This window comes from Pantoea sp. X-Soil-MYKO-1785 (genome assembly GCF_059730675.1).
Genome location: NZ_AP036002.1, coordinates 185764 through 204264, shown reverse-complemented (window position 1 = coordinate 204264; position 18501 = coordinate 185764). Strand labels below are relative to the sequence as shown.

Genomic DNA, 18501 nt, shown 5'->3' with positions numbered 1-18501 from the left:
GACTTTGTTATCAAACGCTGATTGGTGCGCAGCGGTTTGAATTTTTTAACTCATCCGGATTAATTATAACTAACTGATATATAACAATTATTAACTATTTATTTACACTCTGCCACGAAAAGACAATGTAAATGGCATGTGATAGCGTTTACACTTGTGCTGATGTTTCTTTACATTTCTCGCTTTTTATCAAGGTTAAACACATGTCACGGGTATCCCGAACACTCAATTTGTTAACGCTGCTGTTTTCTGTCGCCTGCTCTGCCTGGCTGCTGATCGGCGGTGTCTGGTTGCTATCGCTGGGCGGTAGCGCGTATTACCTGATCAGCGGCCTGGCCATGGCGGGCTTTAGCGTGCTGCTGTGGCGCAGAAAGCGCAGTGCGCTCTATCTCTACGCCGCGATTCTGATCGCCAGTGCGCTGTGGGCGTGGCAGGAAGCGGGCAGCGACTACTGGACGCTGGTCCCGCGACTCGACGTCTGGGTACTGCTGGGGATCTGGCTGATTTTGCCTTTCAGCTATCGCCAGTTTGGCCCGGCTGGCAAAAAACCGCTGGCGGCGATGGTTATCGCCTTGCTGGCTAACGGAGCGCTGCTGGTGGGTTCGTCACTGCACGATCCGCAGGAGATCAACGGCGAACTGCCGCTGACCGATGCTGCGCCAGCCGCTTCGTCGGTACCGGCGGAGGACTGGACCGCCTATGGCCGGACGCAGGAAGGTGTGCGTTACTCGCCGCTGAAGCAGATCAACGAGCACAACGTGCAGAACCTGCAGGTGGCCTGGCAATATCACACCGGCGATGTCAAAACCGCTAACGATCCGGGTGAAATTACCAATGAAGTGACGCCGCTAAAGGCGGGCAACATGCTCTATCTCTGCACGCCACACCAGATTCTGCTGGCGCTGGACGCGGTGAGCGGCAAAGAGAAATGGCGCTTTGATCCGAAGCTCAAATCCGATCCGTCATTCCAGCACATCACCTGTCGTGGCGTGTCATACCATGAAATGCCGGTGGCGCAGCAGAATAACGCTTCACAGCCTGCCCACTGCGCGCGTCGTATCTTCCTGCCGGTCGATGACGGTCGCCTGATTGCGCTGGATGCCACCTCTGGTGAGCGTTGCGAGAACTTCGCCAGCCATGGTGAGCTGAATCTGCAACATCAGCAGCCTAATGCCTATCCGGGCGGTTATGAGCCGACTTCACCACCGATTGTCACCGACAAAGTGGTCATTGTGGCGGGCTCGGTCACCGATAACCTGTCAACCCGTGAACCGTCTGGCGTGATCCGCGGTTTTGATATCGACAGCGGTAAGCTGGTGTGGGCGTTTGATCCAGGTGCGAAAGATCCAAATGCGCTGCCCGCAGAAGGGGAAACCTTCAGCGCCAACTCGCCTAACTCCTGGGCACCGGCGGCGTATGATGCTCAACGTGACATTATTTATCTGCCGATGGGCGTCTCGACGCCAGACATCTGGGGTGGTCATCGCACGCCAGAACAGGAGCGTTATGCCAGCGGCCTGCTGGCGCTGCACGCCTCGACCGGTAAGCTGGCCTGGTTCTATCAGACGGTACATCATGACCTGTGGGATATGGATCTGCCGTCTCAGCCAACCCTGGCGGACATCACCGATAGCAGCGGCAAGCGCGTACCGGTGGTGTATGTTCCGGCTAAAACCGGCAACATTTTTGTGCTGAACCGTGAAACCGGCCAGCCGGTGGTGCCTGCACCGGAAACCCCGGTACCGCAGGGACCGGCAAAAGGCGATCATCTCAACCCGACCCAGCCTTTCTCGCAACTTACCTTCCGGCCGAAGCAGAACCTGCAGGGCAAGGATATGTGGGGCGCGACGATGTTCGACCAGCTGGCGTGCCGCGTGATGTTCCATCGCCTGCGATATGAAGGCCCGTTTACGCCGCCTTCAGAGCAGGGCACGCTGGTGTTCCCGGGTGATTTTGGCATGTTCGAATGGGGCGGTATTGCTGTTGATACCGATCGTCAGATTGCGATTGCGAACCCGATGGCGATGCCCTTTATCTCGCGACTGGTACCACGCGGTCCGGGCAACCCGATTGAGCCTGGCGCGGCGGGTGCCGCCGGTTCCGGTTCGGAATCTGGTGTACAGCATATGTATGGCGTTCCTTATGGCGTTGAGCTGAATCCGTTCCTGTCGCCAGTAGGATTGCCGTGTCTGCAGCCGTCGTGGGGCTTTGTCTCGGCGATCAATCTGCAGAATCATCAGATTGTCTGGAAAAAACGCATTGGTACGGTACGCGACAGTGCACCGGTTCCGCTGCCGTTCAAAATGGGCGTGCCGATGTTAGGCGGTCCGGTTACCACTGCCGGTAATGTCTTCTTTGTTGCCGGAACGCTGGATAATTACCTGCGTGCCTACAGCGTGCGTGACGGTAAACTGCTGTGGCAGGCCCGACTGCCGGCGGGTGGTCAGGCGACGCCGATGACCTATGCGGTCAACGGTAAACAATATGTGGTGATCATGGCGGGCGGACACGGCTCGTTCGGCACCAAAATGGGCGATACGCTTATCGCTTATGCGCTGCCGTAAACCCGATTAATCGGTGATGTTCAGCCCCCGCCGGTCTCGCCTGCGGGGGCTTTTTTTTGCTGACATTATCGCGTTGCCAGGTAAAGCCCCGGCTTGATTGCTACGCTTGAGCCGGCCCCCTTCTCACTGAGAGAGCAAAACCGATGGATCTGAAACAGATTGATGCCTCTGCCTGGGCCACACTGGTCGATGCTGCTGGCGATCCGCAGGCGGAATTCCGCTTTCTGACGCTGTGTACGGTTGATGCCGCCAGTCGGCCACAGGCGCGTACCGTGGTTTTACGTCAGGTTGATAGCCGCCTGCGCACCCTGACCTTTCATACCGATCTCCGCAGTCCGAAGTGGCAGGAGATGAGCGCCAATCCGCAGGTGACGGTGCTGGGATATGCCCTGCAGACCCGGCTGCAGTTGCGCCTGCAGGGAGAGGTCGGACTGTATGCCGGGGAGAGCGATATTGCGGATGCTGCGTGGTCCCGGTTACCGGCGCGGACCCGCAGCACCTACACCGGCGGCCCGCCGGGCGAGGTGTCAGACAGTGATGAGCAGGCTGCAGTGCCCCGAGTGGATGACGATGCCGGCAGGCAGCATTTCGGCGTAGTGGTGATGCGGGTCAGTGCGCTGGACTGGTATCAGCTACACCGGGAGAACAATCAGCGGGCGCTGCTGATCTACGCCACTGACGGTGCGTTGGTCAGTGGTCAGCAGATCGCCCCCTGAGCAGACGGGTTTAATCCCGGTCTACACTGACTGAACAGACTTTTTTGAAACGACGAGGTCAGGGTGGGTTTAATCAGCAATCGGGGCCAGTCCCCGTTTATTCAGGGTTTTCAGTTGCAGGATGTCACGCTGAATAACGGCATCACGCTGCGCGTCGCCACTGGCGGCAGCGGGCCGGCGCTGGTGATGCTGCATGGTCATCCGCAGAATCACCTCTGCTGGCATAAGGTGGCACCAGTGCTGGCGCAGCATTACACCGTGGTGCTGCCCGATCTGCGCGGCTATGGCGACAGTGATAAACCGGCCAGCGATGCGCAGCACCGGCCCTATTCAAAACGGGCGATGGCGCAGGATATTGCGCTGCTGATGACTGCGCTTGGCCACCCGCGCTTTGCTTTTGTCGGACACGATCGGGGAGCCAGGGTAGGCCATCGGCTGGCGCTCGATTATCCGGATCGCGTCAGCGCCTGTACCTTTATCGATATTGCACCGACAGCCACCATGTACCAGCAGACAGACAGGGAATTCGCCACCCGCTATTTCTGGTGGTTTTTTCTGATTCAGCCTGAGCCATTACCGGAAACGCTGATCGGATCAAATACTGAATTCTTCCTGCGTCAGCATATCCGGGCGCAACTTAAAGTCGCTGATGCCACGCCTGAAGCGATTCTGAAAGATTACCTGCGCTGCTATCAGCATCCGGCGATGGTGCACGCGGTGTGTGAGGATTATCGCGCCAGTGCGACGATAGATTTAGAGGATGATGCTGCCAGCGCAGGAGAGCGAATCCGCTGCCCGCTGCTGTTACTGTGGGGAGAGCAGGGCACGGTCGGTCAGCTGTATGATGTGCCGCAAACCTGGGCTGACAAAGCCTCACATATTCGGGGGCGGGCGTTACCGTGCGGCCATTCGCCGCAGGAAGAGGTGCCGTCAGCGTTTCTGGCAGAATTGCAGGCCTTCCTGAACTCCGCCGGAGAAAATCAGGCTGATTAACCTGCAGCCCGGCAGCCAGCACCATCCAGCGTTAAAATGTCATATTCACTGCCAGCCGCCGCGCTGGCGTTTTTTTATCTGCCGCATCGCTTAACGGATTTTAGCGCCACGTTATCCTCATATTTCCATCTTTTTACGCTATTTCCTTTCTTTTAGCTTCGCTTGTGCCAGGCTTTAAATTCTCATGAAGCAGTCACTTATGCTTCATGACAGGAAAAGTCACCATTATTTCTCTGCACGCTTATCCCAGCATAACTTTCTCAGGACTACGGGCAGGTTAACCATGAACGATCGACCGCCTGAAAAACCGGAGGCAGGGGAAAATGACCAGCGACTCAGGCTGGCGGAAGAGCAGCTTGAGGTCTCGAAGCAGCAGGTCAGTGACGGCCATGTCCGGGTTACCCGGCGGGTAACGGAGCATGAAGAAAAAATCGCCCTGTTACTCAGGCAGCAGACAGCCGAAATAGAGCGAGTCCCTAAATCGGAACGGCTGACGACAATGCCGGAAATCCGCGAAGAAAACGGCGTGATCATCATTCCTGTTGTTGAAGAGGAAGTTGAGATTATCCGCCGGCTGGTGCTGAAAGAGGAACTGCATATCCGCAAGGTGGTTAGCCAGGTTCCGCTGGAACAGGTGGTCACCCTGAAAAAACAGCACGCTCAGATAGACAGACATCAGCAACCAAAACAGTCTGAACCCATCACCGAGGAGAAAACTATGGCGCGTGAAACAATCGTAACGATGTTCAGCAATGTCTCACTGGCAGAAGGCGCAAAGCGCAACCTGATCAAAGCGGGCTTCCTGGACGATGACATTGATATTATTTCCGGAGAGCGCCTGCGTACTGAAGGTCAGGAAGCGCGTCATCCTGGCTTCTGGCAGCGTCTGTTTGGCAATACGCTGGAAGAAGATCAGGCAGAAGTCTATGAAGACGCGATGCGTACCGGCGGCGTGGTGCTATCGCTACGCGCGGATGAAGATCAACTGCCACGGGCGCTGGGCATTCTCGATGCGCATGAAGAGCTGACCGAGCGCAGCGCCGCGATGCCGGAAAACAGTGCTGCCTTGTCAGAAGATTATGCTACCGATGATGGCCTGACCTCTGCACCGGATGCATCACTGAATCAACCGACAGCGGGCAGCAATCTCACCGGTAATCCATCCTACAGCGCAACCGTGCGTCCTGCACTGACCGGTGATGAAAGTGAAGAGGACGTGCTGCGTCTGGCCGAAGAGCGACTGGAGGTCGGGAAACGACTGGTCAGCGAAGGCTCAACCCGGGTACGCCGCTACACGGTCACCGATCAGGTGTCAGAAAACGTGTCGCTGCGTGAGCAGCATGCGGAGATTTTCCGTCGTCCGCTGAGCGAAACCGGCGCGCCGGATCAGGTCGACTGGTCGGAAAAAACCATCGAAGTCGAAGAGACCCATGAACAACCGGTGGTGAATAAAACCGCGCAAATCATTGAAGAAGTGGTGTTGCGTAAAGAGCAGAGCGATCGGGTCGAAACTATCAACGATTCGGTCCGTCGTCAGGAAGTGGATATCGATCGTGCCAGCACGGATAACGTTGCCGGCAACCGGACTGCCACCGATCCCCTGCTCGACGCTACGCAGCAGGCCCGCACCGGTCACGACAGTCCGGCAGCATCACCAGGTGGCCTGGCTGGCCGGGATCCGGCGCATAAAGAGGGTGTGATTGAGAAGGCAGGCGATAAAATTGCCGAAGCCAAAGAGAAGGTTGAAGACAAATTTAAAAAGCCATAAGACGACGGCTGTATCCGGCTTAGTTCACTGCCCGTATTGGTTAATACGGGCATTTTTTTGCTCTCAGCGCAGCAGGGCGTTAACCCACAACGTGTGCGGTTTGTGCATGATGACAAAAATTACCCCGCGATAGCATCTGGCCTCGCGCCTCGTTCAGCAAGGCTGGCAGGCTCAATATCGCTATTAGGGCTGTTGTATGTTCCGGCAGCCGCTGATCTGATTTCCAGACAGTTCTTTGCCGTAAAGAGGGCTTGTCTGCCTGCGCCCACACTTCCCTTACCAATAAAGCGTTCCGGTGGTGTCTGCAATCTGCAGGTGAGCCAGCAATACATATGCTTTGCATCTGCATATACTTGACCTATGCTCAGGGATACTTGCTGGCATTGATGCACTCGCTTTGTACAGCGTTTACTCTATGGGAGAAAAATCATGCGAACCGTATCTGTATTTAAAAATGGCAATAATCGCGCCATCCGTTTGCCGCGTGATATGGACTTTGAGGGGGTGAGCGAACTGGAGATCATCCGTGAAGGCGACAGCATCATTCTTCGCCCGGTACGTCCAACATGGGGCTCATTTATTCAGGAAGATAAAGCGGACCCTGACTTTATGACAGAGCGTGAAGACGTTATCAGTGATGAAGGCCGCGTTGACTTATGAGTAAGACTTACATGCTGGACACCTGCATCTGTTCGTTCATTATGCGCGAGCAGCCGGAAGCGGTGATCAGACGTCTGGAGCAGGCGGTGCTGCGTAATCATCGTATCGTGGTATCGGCGATTACCTATGCCGAAATGCGTTTCGGGGCGATCGGGAAAAACGCTTCTCCGCGCCATGGAAAGCTGGTTGATGCCTTCTGCGCCCGCCTTGATGCAATCCTGCCGTGGGATCGGGCAGCGGTGGACGCCACTGCGGAAATTAAAGCGGCACTGTCTTCGGCCGGAACGCCAATCGGCCCTAACGATACCGCCATTGCCGGACACGCGATTGCGGCAGGGGCCATTCTGGTGACCAATAATGTCAGGGAGTTTGAGCGGGTGCCGGGCCTGGTGTTCGAAGACTGGGTGAAGTAAGCATGGGTTTTCCAGCCCGCTATTTAACCGCTCCGTGGATAAATAGCGGGCTTTATCCGGCTCAGTCTGCTGGCCAACCTGATCAATACAATGATTGGTTTGCTCTTAGCGCAGCGGGGCGTTAACCCGCAACGCATCCAGTTCACGCGCATCGTGACTGCAGAAAAAGGTGATCTCGCCGCCACGCTGGCAGTAAAGTTCGCGCAGTCGCTGCTGATTATGCCGGCGCGCCGCGTTATCCATCGCCATCATCCACTGGTAAAGACGCAGTCCCGGCGTGCAGTGGCGCGTCGGCTGGCGCATCTCACCGCGATAAAACCAGGCGTCGCCACCGTGCAGCAGCCAGCCATCGGGCTGCTGGATCGCGATAGCATTTCCGACTGCGCTTTGGTTCATCATATTCAGCATTATTCCTACAACGTTCGTAATCTCTTACTGAGTAATCATACTAATCATGACGCTGCTGCGCATTGATTTTTTTTATCGGTCTTCAGCGGGCCTGGATTACCTGACTGTCTCAGTCGCTACCGCAAAACGCGTTTATTACAGCTATCAGCCTGCCCCCTTTTTATTTATTTAAAACAAGTAAGATTTAACATCAAATATACAATTAAACCCCATGAATCACTAAAGTAGCAACTTATTGACGATGTTGGTTATCAAATGGATGGATTTTTAAGGTGAACATAACGATCAGAATAAATAACGGAATGACGATCGCAAATAGACAAAGTGTGAACGGCTATGATTAAAGGGTAATGGCATATCATCTGTGATTATTAATCAGTGAAGGGCTATGGTGGTTAATATGAAAGTTCCTTCGACAATTAGTGAGGGTTAATAATTTCCGGCGAGGGGAACTGTTCTTTGTGACGATTTTCAGGAGAGGCCCTGCTGTGCTTCAGAATACCCGGCATAGGAGTAATAACTGAAATATATTCATTCGATGCTCTATGGATTTAATGCTCTTATCAACCATAAGGAAGAGGTAAAGTAAGATGAGTAACAGCAACGACAAGGGTTCGATGACGGTTAGCGGATCTACATCTGATCCTGGCTCACAAAGTCCGCGCGGAAATAGTGGTGGTTCTGGTAATACCCATTCTGGTGGAGGGAATACGTCGGGGAATATTAATTCAGCAAGCCTGTGCTCTATCGGAGATAAAATGGCGAGATCATCAGGCCTACAGCCCGCTGAGTTTATCTCTTATTTTATCGAAGAGAACATAATGTATGGGCTGAGTAAAGTTGCCATAGTGGAAGTTAACGGAGATATTTCGCCTGCCTGGGTCGAGTTAGGGCCTGTCCCGGCAGACCTGAGAAATACCAGTAATAGTAAAGATATAATAGCTCAAGCTAACAGCAGTATCAGTGACACTTACCAGGCCGATATTTCAGACACACGTATAGCAGTCTTAAAGAAAATTATTGACGATAATGCCAACCTGGCAAACAGCACACAGGCAGGCAGGAGGATTACTGCAGCCCGGAACAAATCCTGGGAAGCAAAAAACGAACTCGGAATTATTCATTTTGTCCGCCAAAAGCGTCATGAAAAAGTGGCCTTAGCAGAAGCCCGCGCCAGAGCCGAAGCAGAAGCCCGTGCCAGAGCCGAGGCAGAAGCCCGTGCCAGAGCCGAGGCAGAAGCCCGCGCCAGAGCCGAGGCAGAAGCCCGCGCCAGAGCCGAGGCAGAAGCCCGCGCCAGAGCCGAGGCAGAAGCCCGCGCCAGAGCCGAGGCAGAAGCCCGCGCCAGAGCCGAGGCAGAAGCCCGCGCCAGAGCCGAAGCAGAAGCCCGCGCCAGAGCCGAAGCAGAAGCCCGTGCCAGAGCCGAAGCAGAAGCCCGTGCCAGAGCCGAGGCAGAAGCCCGCGCCAGGCTGGAAGCATTGCTCTCCTATATAGAAAGAATGAATAAAATAGATGCAGAAATGGCGGCCAGATACGTTGAAAGAGAAAGGATCAGAGCCGAAATGGATGCCAAATATGAACTCTTTGAAACAGCCAGTGTGATAAGAGCACCTTCTTATACGCCGGAAATGGTCTGTGCTGCTGAAGATGCATTGAATGCTGCGGGTGTGATGTCACTAAACAAAGCTCCAGCTACTGTACAGCTTTCCCTGGCAGGCAGAGGAGTATGGGGGGGGACGGGTGACACCATTGGCTTTATTGAGGCGAGTATTAGTTCCGCGTTAAGGCGACTAATAGCGAATAGTTTTATAGGTATAGCTGGCGTAACATTACCCTCCGTTTCTTTGCTGCTCTGGTCGACACCTGCAGGAGAAGGTTCCGCTAAAGTGCCAGACAGGGATATAGGGGCAATGTTTGCGCTTAACGCGCACAATCTTATCGATAAAAATATAAAAATAGAGCCGGGTGTCACAAGTGTCAGCATGCCGGTACGCGGAAATCTGGTTTGGCAAAACCAACAGCTGGCGCTTCAGTTACTGAAAACAGATGGTATATCTCTTTCAGCCACAGTACCTGTTCTGAATGCAATACGGGATAACATTACAGGCCTGGATCTTATTACCGTTCCAGCCATACCCGGCGCACCGTCGCGCACTATCCTTGTAAATCCAGCCCCCATGTCAGAAGGAGAGTGGGATACTGGTAACCAAAATCCACAAGTACCATCGAACCCTATACTTGCCGGGGTGACAGTAAACCCGGTCGATTTCAACACGACAATTGAATCGATACGCATAGGGAATAGAAATTACTTCGTACAGACGCCTCTGATAACCGCAACACCGATTGCAGACATCAAAGGATTACAGGACTTTATTTACTGGCGTCCTGATGCGGCTGGAACGGGCGTTGAACCGGTCTACGTGGTACTGAGTAACCCCTATGGTGAAACCAATGCTACAGGAAAATATAGCGGTCGTGACTACAACACCGATAAAGCCGGAGGACCCATCCAGGAACTGGACTGGAAAACGACTTTAATTGAACGTGAAGGTGTGGATAAAGTGAAATTGCATGTCGGACGGTTTGAAGAAGCACCGGAAAATGCGGTGATGATCGACAGACTGGAAAAGATTCTGACAGGAGAATTACAGGTTAGCGATACAGACAAGCGTTTTTATACGCACGAAATCCGGGAGCTGGAACGTTACAGGGCCTTAGGTATTGCAGATGTTATGGTTCCTGAAAATTGCTATGAAGTCTGGAACAACACCCACACGGCGACGTTAGAAGATTTCAAGTTGAGTTCTGATGAAAAGCTGTTGTATGTGCCTGAATCCTTAAATTCACAGAATAAATATTGAGGTATTAAAATGATTGATTTTGACACGATGGTCAAAAATGAGGATATGGCGGATGTTATTTTGTTTTTGGTTAGTCGTGGAGAAAACGGCATGGCGTATCCATCTATAGATCGTTTTTTTGGCAGGCATAATGCTGCCGAAAAGTATGGGTCGTATAATATTAAATTAATTCATGAGATAAAAAAACTTGAGATAAGTGGGCAAGTTTTCTCTGACCGATCTTATGGTTCTGGATGTCGGAAAGGCCCTGACTGGAAAGCCCCGGCTTTCGTGACCGAGAAAAAATACGGTATCGAGTAAATCATTGCTGCATAAACGCCATCTTTACGGATGGCGTTTTTATCATTACACCAGCCTGCTTTCTCATCACGGATCAGATGGAGAGTTTGCTCGTAATCCTGGTGTCTTGCTTAATCATTGGGAGTATCCACTACTTCGGCAGTTTAATGCTCTTAGCGCAGCGGGGCGTTAACCCGCAACGCATCCAGTTCGCGCGCATCGTGACTGCAGAAAAAGGTGATCTCGCCGCCACGCTGGCAGGAAAGTTCGCGCAGTCGCTGCTGATTATGCCGGCGCGCCGCGTTATCCATCGCCATCATCCACTGATAAAAACGCAGCCCCGGCGTGCAGTGGCGCGTCGGCTGGCGCATCTCACCGCGATAAAACCAGGCGTCGCCACCGTGCAGCAGCCAGCCATCGGGCTGCTGGATCGCGATACCGGCATGGCCTGGCGTATGTCCCGCCAGCGGCACCAGCAAAATCTCCGGCGGCAGATTGCGCAATCCGTGCACCGCCTCAAAGCCAAACCACTTTTCCCCCTGCGGCTGATAGGTTTCCCAGTTGCTGATCCCGCCCCATTGGCCGGGACGGTAGCGCTCACGCGACAGCCAGCTATGCCGCTGATGGGCGGTATCAACCTCCTGCTGAAGCAGATGAATGCGCGCCTGCGGGAAGTCCGTTAAACCACCAGCATGATCAAAATCGAGATGGGTCAGAATAATGTGGCGCACATCCTCAGCCCTGAAGCCCAGCGCGGTAATCTGTGCCAGTGCGGTCAGCTCATCGCGGCGCTGAATGTTGTTCATGGCGCGGAAAAAACCGGACAGGCGGCTGCCGGGTGCCCGCATATCCTGACGGCCAAACCCGGTATCGACCAGCACCAGACCTTCGCGGTCGGTCTCAATCAGCAGACAGTGGCACACCAGCTGGGCCGTCAGGCCTTTGCTGAATCCATCATAGAGCGCGCCGCCTAGCGGGCACATACAGCCACAGTTGAGGTGGTGAATTTTCATCTGGCCTCCATAAGCTCAATACACAAGATACGACGCGGCCCGGCCAGCCTGGCGCGTGGCACGTCTGTCTGGCTTTAGAGTGTAGAAAGGGATGACGCAGTAGGCGGAGCGGTGCAGCGGATAACCGGGCAAAATTGCCGGTTATCCGCCACAAAGCAGAGAGTTAACGGTGGAACAGCGGGAATGCGCCGGTGAGGAGACCACCAGCCATCAGCACCAGGCTGACCAGAATCCCCCACTTAATCGCAAAGCGCTGATGATCGCCGATATCGACCTTCGCCAGCCCGACCAGCAGATAGACCGACGGCACCAGCGGGCTGAGCAGGTGGAACGGTTGTCCGATGATCGACGCGCGGGCGATCTCTTCTGCCGAAATGCCGTAACTGGCCGCGGTCTGGGCGATAACCGGCAGGATACCGAAGTAGAACGCATCATTGGACATGAAGAAGGTAAACGGCAGGCTGACCAGCGCGGTGAATACCGCCAGATAAGGCCCGAAACTGTGCGGGATCACCGCCAGCAGGCTCTTCGCCATCGCATCGACCATGCCGGTGCCGGAGAGAATGCCGGTGAACACGCCGGCGGCAAAAATCAGCGCGGTAACTGCCAGCACGTTACCGGCATGGGCACCAATACGCGCTTTCTGCTCTTCCAGCGATGGATAGTTGAGCATCACCGCGATCGCAAATGCCAGCATGAACAGGATCTGGATCGGCATCAATCCAATCACCAGCAACACCAGTAGTACGGTGGTCAGAAAGAAATTAGGCCAGAACATTTTCGGCCGGCGATTGGCGGCACACTCTTCGGCATCACCGAGCCCCAGTTCGATATTATCCAGATGATGATCTTTCAGGGTCATTACGCCTAAACGCTTACGTTCACGCAGGCCAAACAGCACCGCCATCGCCACCAGGCTCATGCAGGCCATCAACATCGCGGGCAGCATTGGAATGAAGATATCGAGCGCATCAATGCGCAGCGCCGCCGCAGCGCGCGCCGTCGGTCCGCCCCACGGCGACAGGTTCATAATGCCGCTGGCGAGGTTAACCAGGCAGGTCATCGCCAGCACGTTCATGCCAAGCCGCTGATAGAGCGGTAAGAAGGCGGCGATAGCGATCATATAGGTGGTGGAGCTGTCGCCATCCAGTGAGACCAGTAAGGTCAGCACCGCGGTGCCGACCAGCACCTTGAGCGGATCGCCGCGCACGATTTTCAGGATAAAGCGCACCAGCGGATCGAACAGACCGGCATCAATCATCAGCCCGAAATAGAGAATAGAGAAGGTGAGCATCACGCCGGTCGGGGCCAGCGTTTTGACACCGTCCAGCATCATGGTGCCCAGACCCTGATAAAAGCCGCCGATCAGCGCAAACAGGGTCGGGATCAGGATCAGCGCAATCAAGGCTGACATGCGTTTGGTCATGATCAGATACATGAAGCAAACTACCATCGAAAAACCCAGTATGGTCAGCAAATTAATGGCCCTCGTCATGGCTAAAAAGTAATGGAAAAGTTACATAGTGTGATAAAAACTTAAGGTATATTTAGCGCGATAATGATTAACCGATTGTTTTAATTAACCCTGCACCTAAAGATGATAATAATGAGGCATCAGGATTTAGCATTTTTTTAACAAAAAAGAGTGATCCCGATCGTTATTAAACGGTTGTTAAACGAGTTTGTGTGATTGCGATCAACTGAGGCGCACGATACACCGGCTTTTCAGGGCCAGAGAACGGGCAACGTAGCGGGAGTTTTTATTGCGAAAGCGGAGAGCAACGCAGCATAGCTGAGCCGGAAAGCTCAGCTATAAAATAGAGAGTAACGGGATTAACTGCCTAACAACTGCATGATCAATTCAGGTGATTTATTCGCCATTTTCATCACCGCATTCTGGCCCTGCTGGAGGATTTGACTGCGCGCCAGCTGGCTGGCTTCTTCTGCATAGTCAGCATCCTGAATCCGGCTGCGGGCCGCCGAGGTATCCACGCTCTGCTGAGACAACACCGCGCGATTAGACTCATAGCGGTTTATCTTCGCGCCATAGGTCGACTGATAGCGGCTGATTTTGTCCAGCGCGCTGTCCAGTGCGAGCATGGTGCTGCTGATATCGCCCGCAGTCAGTAAGGTGGTGTTATTCAACCCGAGCGCTTTGGTATCGGACGGCGTGGCCGGAATATGATCAGACTGTATCGGCTGACCGTAGTCGGCGCTGGTGATCACTTCTAATGGCTCGCTCTGATGCGGCGGGGTAACCGGATTCGATTTTGGCTCAGGCAGATTTCCCCAGGTCAGGTTGCTGGTGAACGAACCATTGCCGACCACCACCACAATCAGGTCTTCGCTGACGGTATCCAGCGTGATGCGCTCCAGCCGGGTGGTGGTGTTGGTACCGTTGTTGAAATCGCCGCTGGCGACATCTTCATAGCGATCGCCGTCACCACTGTAGGTGATATTCATCCCGTTATAACTGCCGCTGTTACTGCCGGCCAGCGACCAGCTGACGCCGCCTTCCAGCAGCTGCGAACTGTCATAGGCCGCGCCGCTGGCGAAGCCGTTGTTACTGGTCAGCAGGCGAGACTGCGCGGTGGCGTCATCGGTGATGCCTTTACTCACCCAGGTATAATCGGGCGCGCTGCCGTCAATCGGGGTGCCGGCCAGATGCTTACCGTCGCGGGTAAACAGCTGCAGGTCATCATCCTGACCCAGTGAGTCAATAGAGATGGTGATGGCGGTCGAGCCGGCCGGAATATAGGCCAGCGGGATCACCCCGGAGGTAAATGAATAGCTCTTGCCCGCCACCGGGAATTTGGTGTTGATCGGCTGGACGTTGCCGAGCAGCGCTGGCGGCAGGTCCGGATCGTTGGTGGCTAACGGGTATTTACCGAAAATCTCCGTCTGGTCAGCAATCTCGTTAATGCCGGCCAGAATCTGCTGGTATTCGCCGTTGATGCTTTGGCGGTCGGCATCCGACAGCGTACCGGTCGCGGCCTGGATAGAGAGCGTTTTAGCCCGTATCAACAGGTCCGCTATGCTGCCCAGGCCACCGCCTGCCGTCTGGGCATAGCTGATGGCATCGTTCAGGCCGCGGGCGACCACACTATCGGCACCAATATTGGCCGTCATGCGGTTGGCAATCGCCTGGCCCGCTGCATCGTCTCTGGCACTGTTTATCCGCATCCCTGATGATAACCGTTCAATCGTTCTTCCCAGAACTGACTCAGTGCTGTACCGCATAGTGTTCGTAAATGCGGCGGTTTCGTTATGGTTGATCGTTAACATAGTCGCTTCGAACAGGGAGTAGGGTCTGTGTTTTATCGGCATGACGATTAGCAGCTTTAACCTGCGAAGACGCATATGCTGGCTGTTATAGCGGTCGTACGGGCAAGTGGCTGAAGGCAGTGGGCTTTTTTGATAAAAAAATTTAACGATTCAGCGAGGGGAAAGCCTGCTGCGCGCGGGCGCAGCAGGGGAAGCGTGAGGCGGTTATCAGTTAAACACCATGCCGCCGTCAATCAGTAACGCCTGTCCGGTCATGTAATCGGAGTCGGGACCGGCGAGGTAGGCGACACAGGCCGCCACATCTTCCGGCTCGGAGAGGCGTCCAAGGGTGATGCGTTTGGCAAACTCGCGGGTGCCATAACCGGCGGGCTGACCGGCCGCATCGGAGATCTGCCGGTCAATCTCATCCCACATCGGTGTTCTGACAATGCCGGGGCAGTAGGCGTTAACCGTGATGCCTGACGGAGCCAGGTCACGCGCCGCTGTCTGGGTCAGGCCCCGTACCGCGAACTTACTGGAGCTGTAAACGGCCAGTTCCGGATTACCAACATGACCGGCCTGTGAACAGGCGTTGATGATTTTACCGCCGTGTCCTTCCGCGGCAAACGCCTGGATGGCGGCCTGCATGCCCCAGATCACCCCTTTCACATTGACGTTGTAGACTTTATCCACCACCGCTTCGGTGATCTCCGCGATCGGCGTGGAGGGCGCGATGCCGGCATTATTAACGATCACGTCAAAGCCGCCCAGCGTCTGACGAGCCTCCTCAACGGCGTGCATCACCTGGTCACGCTGGGAGACATCAACTTTCAACGCCACCGCTTTACCGCCACTCTGAATGATCTTCTCTGCCACCTGGCGGGCAGTTTCAGGATTGAAATCGGCCACCGCCACGGCAAAACCGTCGCGGGCCAGCCGCAGGGCGATAGCTTCACCAATGCCTTGTCCTGCCCCGGTCACAAACGCTACGTTGGTTTTCATCATCATATCCTTTCAGGTTGAAATTAAAGAAGCTGGCTCAGATGCAGCTGGCCCATCAGCAGAGGGTTGTCGGCATAATCGACCGGAACCGCCACCACGGCAGGGCCCTGAACATCCATCGCTTTACGCAGGGTCGGTTCAAGTTCTGCCGCACTGTTGACTGCAAAACCGGCGGCACCAAACGCCTCGGCGTAGACTTTGAAATCGACCGGGCCAAAATTTACGCCGGAAACGCGCTGGTATTTTTTCTCTTCCTGCATCGCCACCATGTTGTAGGCGTTGTCGACCCAGACAATGTGCAGAATATTGGCTTTCAGCCGCACCGCGGTTTCCAGCTCCATGCTGGACTGCAGGAAACCGCCGTCGCCCGATACCGACACCACTTTGCGCTGCGGGTCGACCAGCCAGGCACCAATCGCCCACGGCAGCGCCACGCCCATGGTCTGCTGACCGTTGGAGATCATGATCTGGCGGGCGCGGAAGCTGTAGAGATAGCGGGCGATCCAGATGTGGAAGCTGCCCATATCGACGGTCAGGCTGACGTCCCCGTTAATGATGTCCTGCATGGCGCGCACGATGCGTAACGGGTGCAGAGCAAACTGATTAAGGCTGGCACCCTGCATCGCCAGTAATTTGCGCTGCTGTTGCCGATCTTCCAGCACGCTGGCCGCTTCCGGGCTGAGCTGAAGCGGTGCCGTGATCCGGCTTGCCAGTTTGCGCAATGTGGCAGCGATATCCCCGACCAGCTCGGCGTCCGGCAGATAGCGGTTGTCGGTTTCGGCGGGCATCACGTCAATGTGGATCAGGGTGGCGTTGCCGCTGTTCCACATTGCCGGTTCATATTCCACCGGGCTGTAACCGATGGTAATAATCAGATCCGCCTGTTGCAGCAACCGGTCGCCCGCCTGGTTGTTGAACAATCCGACGCGTCCGGCAAAGCGGGAGAAATGCTCCTGTCTGACCGCGCCTGCCGCCTGATAGGTGCTGGTGACCGGAATATGGCTGCTGTTCAGCAGATGGTGAATCGCCTCGCTGTTTGCTGGCTGGCTCGCCATCAGACCCAGCAGGATCACCGGGTTTCTCGCTTTGGCTATGGCCTGGCCGACGGTGTCGATCATCGCATCAGGCGCTGCGCCGGGCACCGGGCGACCTTTGCGGCTGAGCGCTTTGCCGGTGACCGGCTGATCGACGATATCCTGTGGCAGGCTGATGAACGCACCGCCGCCGCGGCCATGTTCGGCGTGGCGAAACGCATTCGACAGACATTCAGACAGCGCGGCCGGGTCAGTCACCTCAACCGCATATTTGGTGACCGGACGAAACATCGAAACGGTGTCCATGCTCTGGTGCACCTGCTTGGCGCTGTCAGAACGCTTCACGGCACCGCCAATCGCCACCACCGGATCGCCTTCGCTGGTGGCGGTTGCCATACCGGTGATCAGGTTAGAACAGCCGGGACCGGAGGTGACCAGCGCGACGCCAGCGTTGCCGGTCAGCCGGCCCACCGCTGCGGCCATAAATGCGGCGTTGGCTTCATGGCGTACCGGGATGGTCTGAATCGGGGAATCCAGCAGCGAGTCGAAAACTTTATCGATTTTTGCGCCGGGAATACCGAACACGTGGCTCACGCCCTGTGCTTCAAGTTGCGCCACCACCAGGTCGGCACCGCAGGTCCAGAGTGTGTTATCGGTTGGATTTTTCATCTTCATTCCTCTGTTTAGCTTTCGACTGCACGAATGGCGGCGTCGAGATCGGCCGGATTCAGGTTGGCATTGAGAAAATCGCTGTCCTGCGGTAAATCAACCACCAGCCTGCTGATGGCACCAAAGGTCAGGGTGCCCTGTTCCAGCGCATAATCGAGAATGTGGCCGCCGCCAGCGCGGTCGTCAGTAATGAAATGTTCGTGATAACCGGCCACGTTGATGCCCTGCATATACTGCGGCGTGCGGAAGCCAATCAGCTCGCCGCCGCGCTGGCTGAAGGTAAAGGTCGGCTGATTGCCGAGCACTTCCGGCATCGAGCGGTAAGGGCGGCACTGGCAGGGCACGGTGCGGGTCTCGACGCGGTTAAAGCGTCCGCTGATCCGCAACGCGCAGAACTGGTTGTCAGAGGTGATCTCACTGTCGATCACCCGGTGAATCTCTTCACGGGAGACCGGCCGTTCAAATTGGTACAGATGCTGCGGTTTGAAAAAAGTCATTACCGCAAACGGGGTTTTTTGTTGCGGATCGGCAGGGTGCGCCGTGCCGTCTGAATGCAGCTGATAAACCTGGCTGTCAAAGGCGATCAGCTCGCCATCCAGCCGGTTAAAGGTGCCCAGGCCGAAATCGCCCTTGCGCAGCAGATCGGTAATCCGGGTGCTGCCATCGTAAACGCCGCTCAGCAGGGCGCTCATCAGTGAGGTCTGATAGATAACGCTTTCTGGTGCATCCTGTGCCAGTTTCAGGACGGTATGCTTTAGTTGATCCTCACAGGAACAATCAGTTACATAATTGCTCATTTGGTGCCTCATCAGTTAACCGTTAAGCCGTGTTAACCTAAGGTTGAACCGATTCAGTCG

Annotated in this window: 15 protein-coding genes; 8 read left to right on the top strand and 7 right to left on the bottom strand. The window is 55.1% G+C overall.

Going from position 1 to position 18501, the window contains the following annotated elements; translation table 11 throughout:
• The first annotated feature begins 203 nt into the window (after positions 1-203).
• The 6 genes from AC6I8D_RS24095 to AC6I8D_RS24070 all read left to right on the top strand — a co-directional run bounded on the left by AC6I8D_RS24095 (position 204) and on the right by AC6I8D_RS24070 (position 7114).
• Positions 204-2564 (top strand): glucose/quinate/shikimate family membrane-bound PQQ-dependent dehydrogenase, encoded by a 2361-nt coding sequence (locus AC6I8D_RS24095; RefSeq protein WP_497821145.1) that lies wholly within the window; start codon positions 204-206, stop codon positions 2562-2564.
• Positions 2565-2707: 143 nt separating this feature from the next.
• Positions 2708-3280, top strand: coding sequence for a pyridoxamine 5'-phosphate oxidase family protein (locus AC6I8D_RS24090; protein WP_312760032.1), 573 nt, complete (start codon positions 2708-2710; stop codon positions 3278-3280).
• A 63-nt stretch (positions 3281-3343) separates the two neighbouring features.
• Positions 3344-4273 (top strand): alpha/beta fold hydrolase, encoded by a 930-nt coding sequence (locus tag AC6I8D_RS24085; protein WP_497821144.1) that lies wholly within the window; start codon positions 3344-3346, stop codon positions 4271-4273.
• Positions 4274-4556: 283 nt separating this feature from the next.
• A complete protein-coding gene (locus AC6I8D_RS24080; protein WP_497821143.1) occupies positions 4557-6041 on the top strand; it encodes a YsnF/AvaK domain-containing protein in 1485 nt (494 codons plus the stop codon).
• Positions 6042-6470: 429 nt separating this feature from the next.
• Positions 6471-6701, top strand: coding sequence for a type II toxin-antitoxin system VapB family antitoxin (gene vapB, locus AC6I8D_RS24075; RefSeq protein ID WP_159224163.1), 231 nt, complete (start codon positions 6471-6473; stop codon positions 6699-6701).
• The gene (locus tag AC6I8D_RS24070; RefSeq protein ID WP_497821142.1) at positions 6698-7114 is read left to right on the top strand and encodes a type II toxin-antitoxin system VapC family toxin; all 417 of its coding nucleotides are present in this window, start codon (positions 6698-6700) and stop codon (positions 7112-7114) included. The genes vapB and AC6I8D_RS24070 overlap by 4 nt, the downstream gene beginning before the upstream one ends.
• A gap of 105 nt (positions 7115-7219) precedes the next feature.
• On the opposite strand, the gene AC6I8D_RS24065 is transcribed toward AC6I8D_RS24070, so the two are convergent.
• Positions 7220-7513, bottom strand: coding sequence for a hypothetical protein (locus AC6I8D_RS24065; protein WP_497821141.1), 294 nt, complete (start codon positions 7511-7513; stop codon positions 7220-7222).
• A 599-nt stretch (positions 7514-8112) separates the two neighbouring features.
• Here AC6I8D_RS24065 and AC6I8D_RS24060 point away from each other — a divergent pair.
• Together AC6I8D_RS24060 and AC6I8D_RS24055 are read left to right on the top strand one after the other, a co-directional pair.
• A complete protein-coding gene (locus tag AC6I8D_RS24060; protein WP_497821140.1) occupies positions 8113-10383 on the top strand; it encodes an S-type pyocin domain-containing protein in 2271 nt (756 codons plus the stop codon).
• Between the two features lie 9 nt (positions 10384-10392).
• On the top strand, positions 10393-10683 hold the full coding sequence (locus tag AC6I8D_RS24055; RefSeq protein ID WP_031378219.1) for a hypothetical protein: 291 nt from the start codon (positions 10393-10395) through the stop codon (positions 10681-10683).
• A gap of 152 nt (positions 10684-10835) precedes the next feature.
• Here the strand turns inward: AC6I8D_RS24055 and AC6I8D_RS24050 are convergent, their stop codons facing one another.
• From AC6I8D_RS24050 to budA, 6 genes are all read right to left on the bottom strand, one after another.
• Positions 10836-11675 (bottom strand): MBL fold metallo-hydrolase, encoded by an 840-nt coding sequence (locus AC6I8D_RS24050; protein ID WP_312056621.1) that lies wholly within the window; start codon positions 11673-11675, stop codon positions 10836-10838.
• Positions 11676-11838: 163 nt separating this feature from the next.
• The gene (locus AC6I8D_RS24045) at positions 11839-13152 is read right to left on the bottom strand and encodes a CitMHS family transporter (protein WP_497821139.1); all 1314 of its coding nucleotides are present in this window, start codon (positions 13150-13152) and stop codon (positions 11839-11841) included.
• Positions 13153-13508: 356 nt separating this feature from the next.
• A complete protein-coding gene (locus tag AC6I8D_RS24040) occupies positions 13509-14960 on the bottom strand; it encodes a flagellin N-terminal helical domain-containing protein (RefSeq protein ID WP_497821138.1) in 1452 nt (483 codons plus the stop codon).
• A 207-nt stretch (positions 14961-15167) separates the two neighbouring features.
• Positions 15168-15941, bottom strand: a complete 774-nt coding sequence (locus AC6I8D_RS24035; protein ID WP_312760043.1) for a (S)-acetoin forming diacetyl reductase — start codon at positions 15939-15941, stop codon at positions 15168-15170.
• A gap of 23 nt (positions 15942-15964) precedes the next feature.
• The gene (gene alsS, locus AC6I8D_RS24030) at positions 15965-17644 is read right to left on the bottom strand and encodes an acetolactate synthase AlsS (protein WP_497821137.1); all 1680 of its coding nucleotides are present in this window, start codon (positions 17642-17644) and stop codon (positions 15965-15967) included.
• Between the two features lie 14 nt (positions 17645-17658).
• On the bottom strand, positions 17659-18441 hold the full coding sequence (gene budA / locus AC6I8D_RS24025) for an acetolactate decarboxylase (RefSeq protein ID WP_497821136.1): 783 nt from the start codon (positions 18439-18441) through the stop codon (positions 17659-17661).
• Positions 18442-18501 lie beyond the last annotated feature (60 nt).

Excerpts from the sequence above, each read along its gene's own strand:
- AC6I8D_RS24080 (WP_497821143.1), top strand. The coding sequence starts at position 4,557 with ATGAACGATCGACCGCCTGAAAAACCGGAGGCAGGGGAAAATGACCAG.
- AC6I8D_RS24040 (WP_497821138.1), bottom strand. The coding sequence starts at position 14,960 with ATGTTAACGATCAACCATAACGAAACCGCCGCATTTACGAACACTATG.
- budA (WP_497821136.1), bottom strand. The coding sequence starts at position 18,441 with ATGAGCAATTATGTAACTGATTGTTCCTGTGAGGATCAACTAAAGCAT.
- AC6I8D_RS24070 (WP_497821142.1), top strand. The coding sequence starts at position 6,698 with ATGAGTAAGACTTACATGCTGGACACCTGCATCTGTTCGTTCATTATG.
- AC6I8D_RS24060 (WP_497821140.1), top strand. The coding sequence starts at position 8,113 with ATGAGTAACAGCAACGACAAGGGTTCGATGACGGTTAGCGGATCTACA.
- AC6I8D_RS24065 (WP_497821141.1), bottom strand. The coding sequence starts at position 7,513 with ATGATGAACCAAAGCGCAGTCGGAAATGCTATCGCGATCCAGCAGCCC.
- AC6I8D_RS24035 (WP_312760043.1), bottom strand. The coding sequence starts at position 15,941 with ATGAAAACCAACGTAGCGTTTGTGACCGGGGCAGGACAAGGCATTGGT.
- AC6I8D_RS24055 (WP_031378219.1), top strand. The coding sequence starts at position 10,393 with ATGATTGATTTTGACACGATGGTCAAAAATGAGGATATGGCGGATGTT.
- vapB (WP_159224163.1), top strand. The coding sequence starts at position 6,471 with ATGCGAACCGTATCTGTATTTAAAAATGGCAATAATCGCGCCATCCGT.
- AC6I8D_RS24095 (WP_497821145.1), top strand. The coding sequence starts at position 204 with ATGTCACGGGTATCCCGAACACTCAATTTGTTAACGCTGCTGTTTTCT.
- AC6I8D_RS24050 (WP_312056621.1), bottom strand. The coding sequence starts at position 11,675 with ATGAAAATTCACCACCTCAACTGTGGCTGTATGTGCCCGCTAGGCGGC.
- alsS (WP_497821137.1), bottom strand. The coding sequence starts at position 17,644 with ATGAAAAATCCAACCGATAACACACTCTGGACCTGCGGTGCCGACCTG.
- AC6I8D_RS24090 (WP_312760032.1), top strand. The coding sequence starts at position 2,708 with ATGGATCTGAAACAGATTGATGCCTCTGCCTGGGCCACACTGGTCGAT.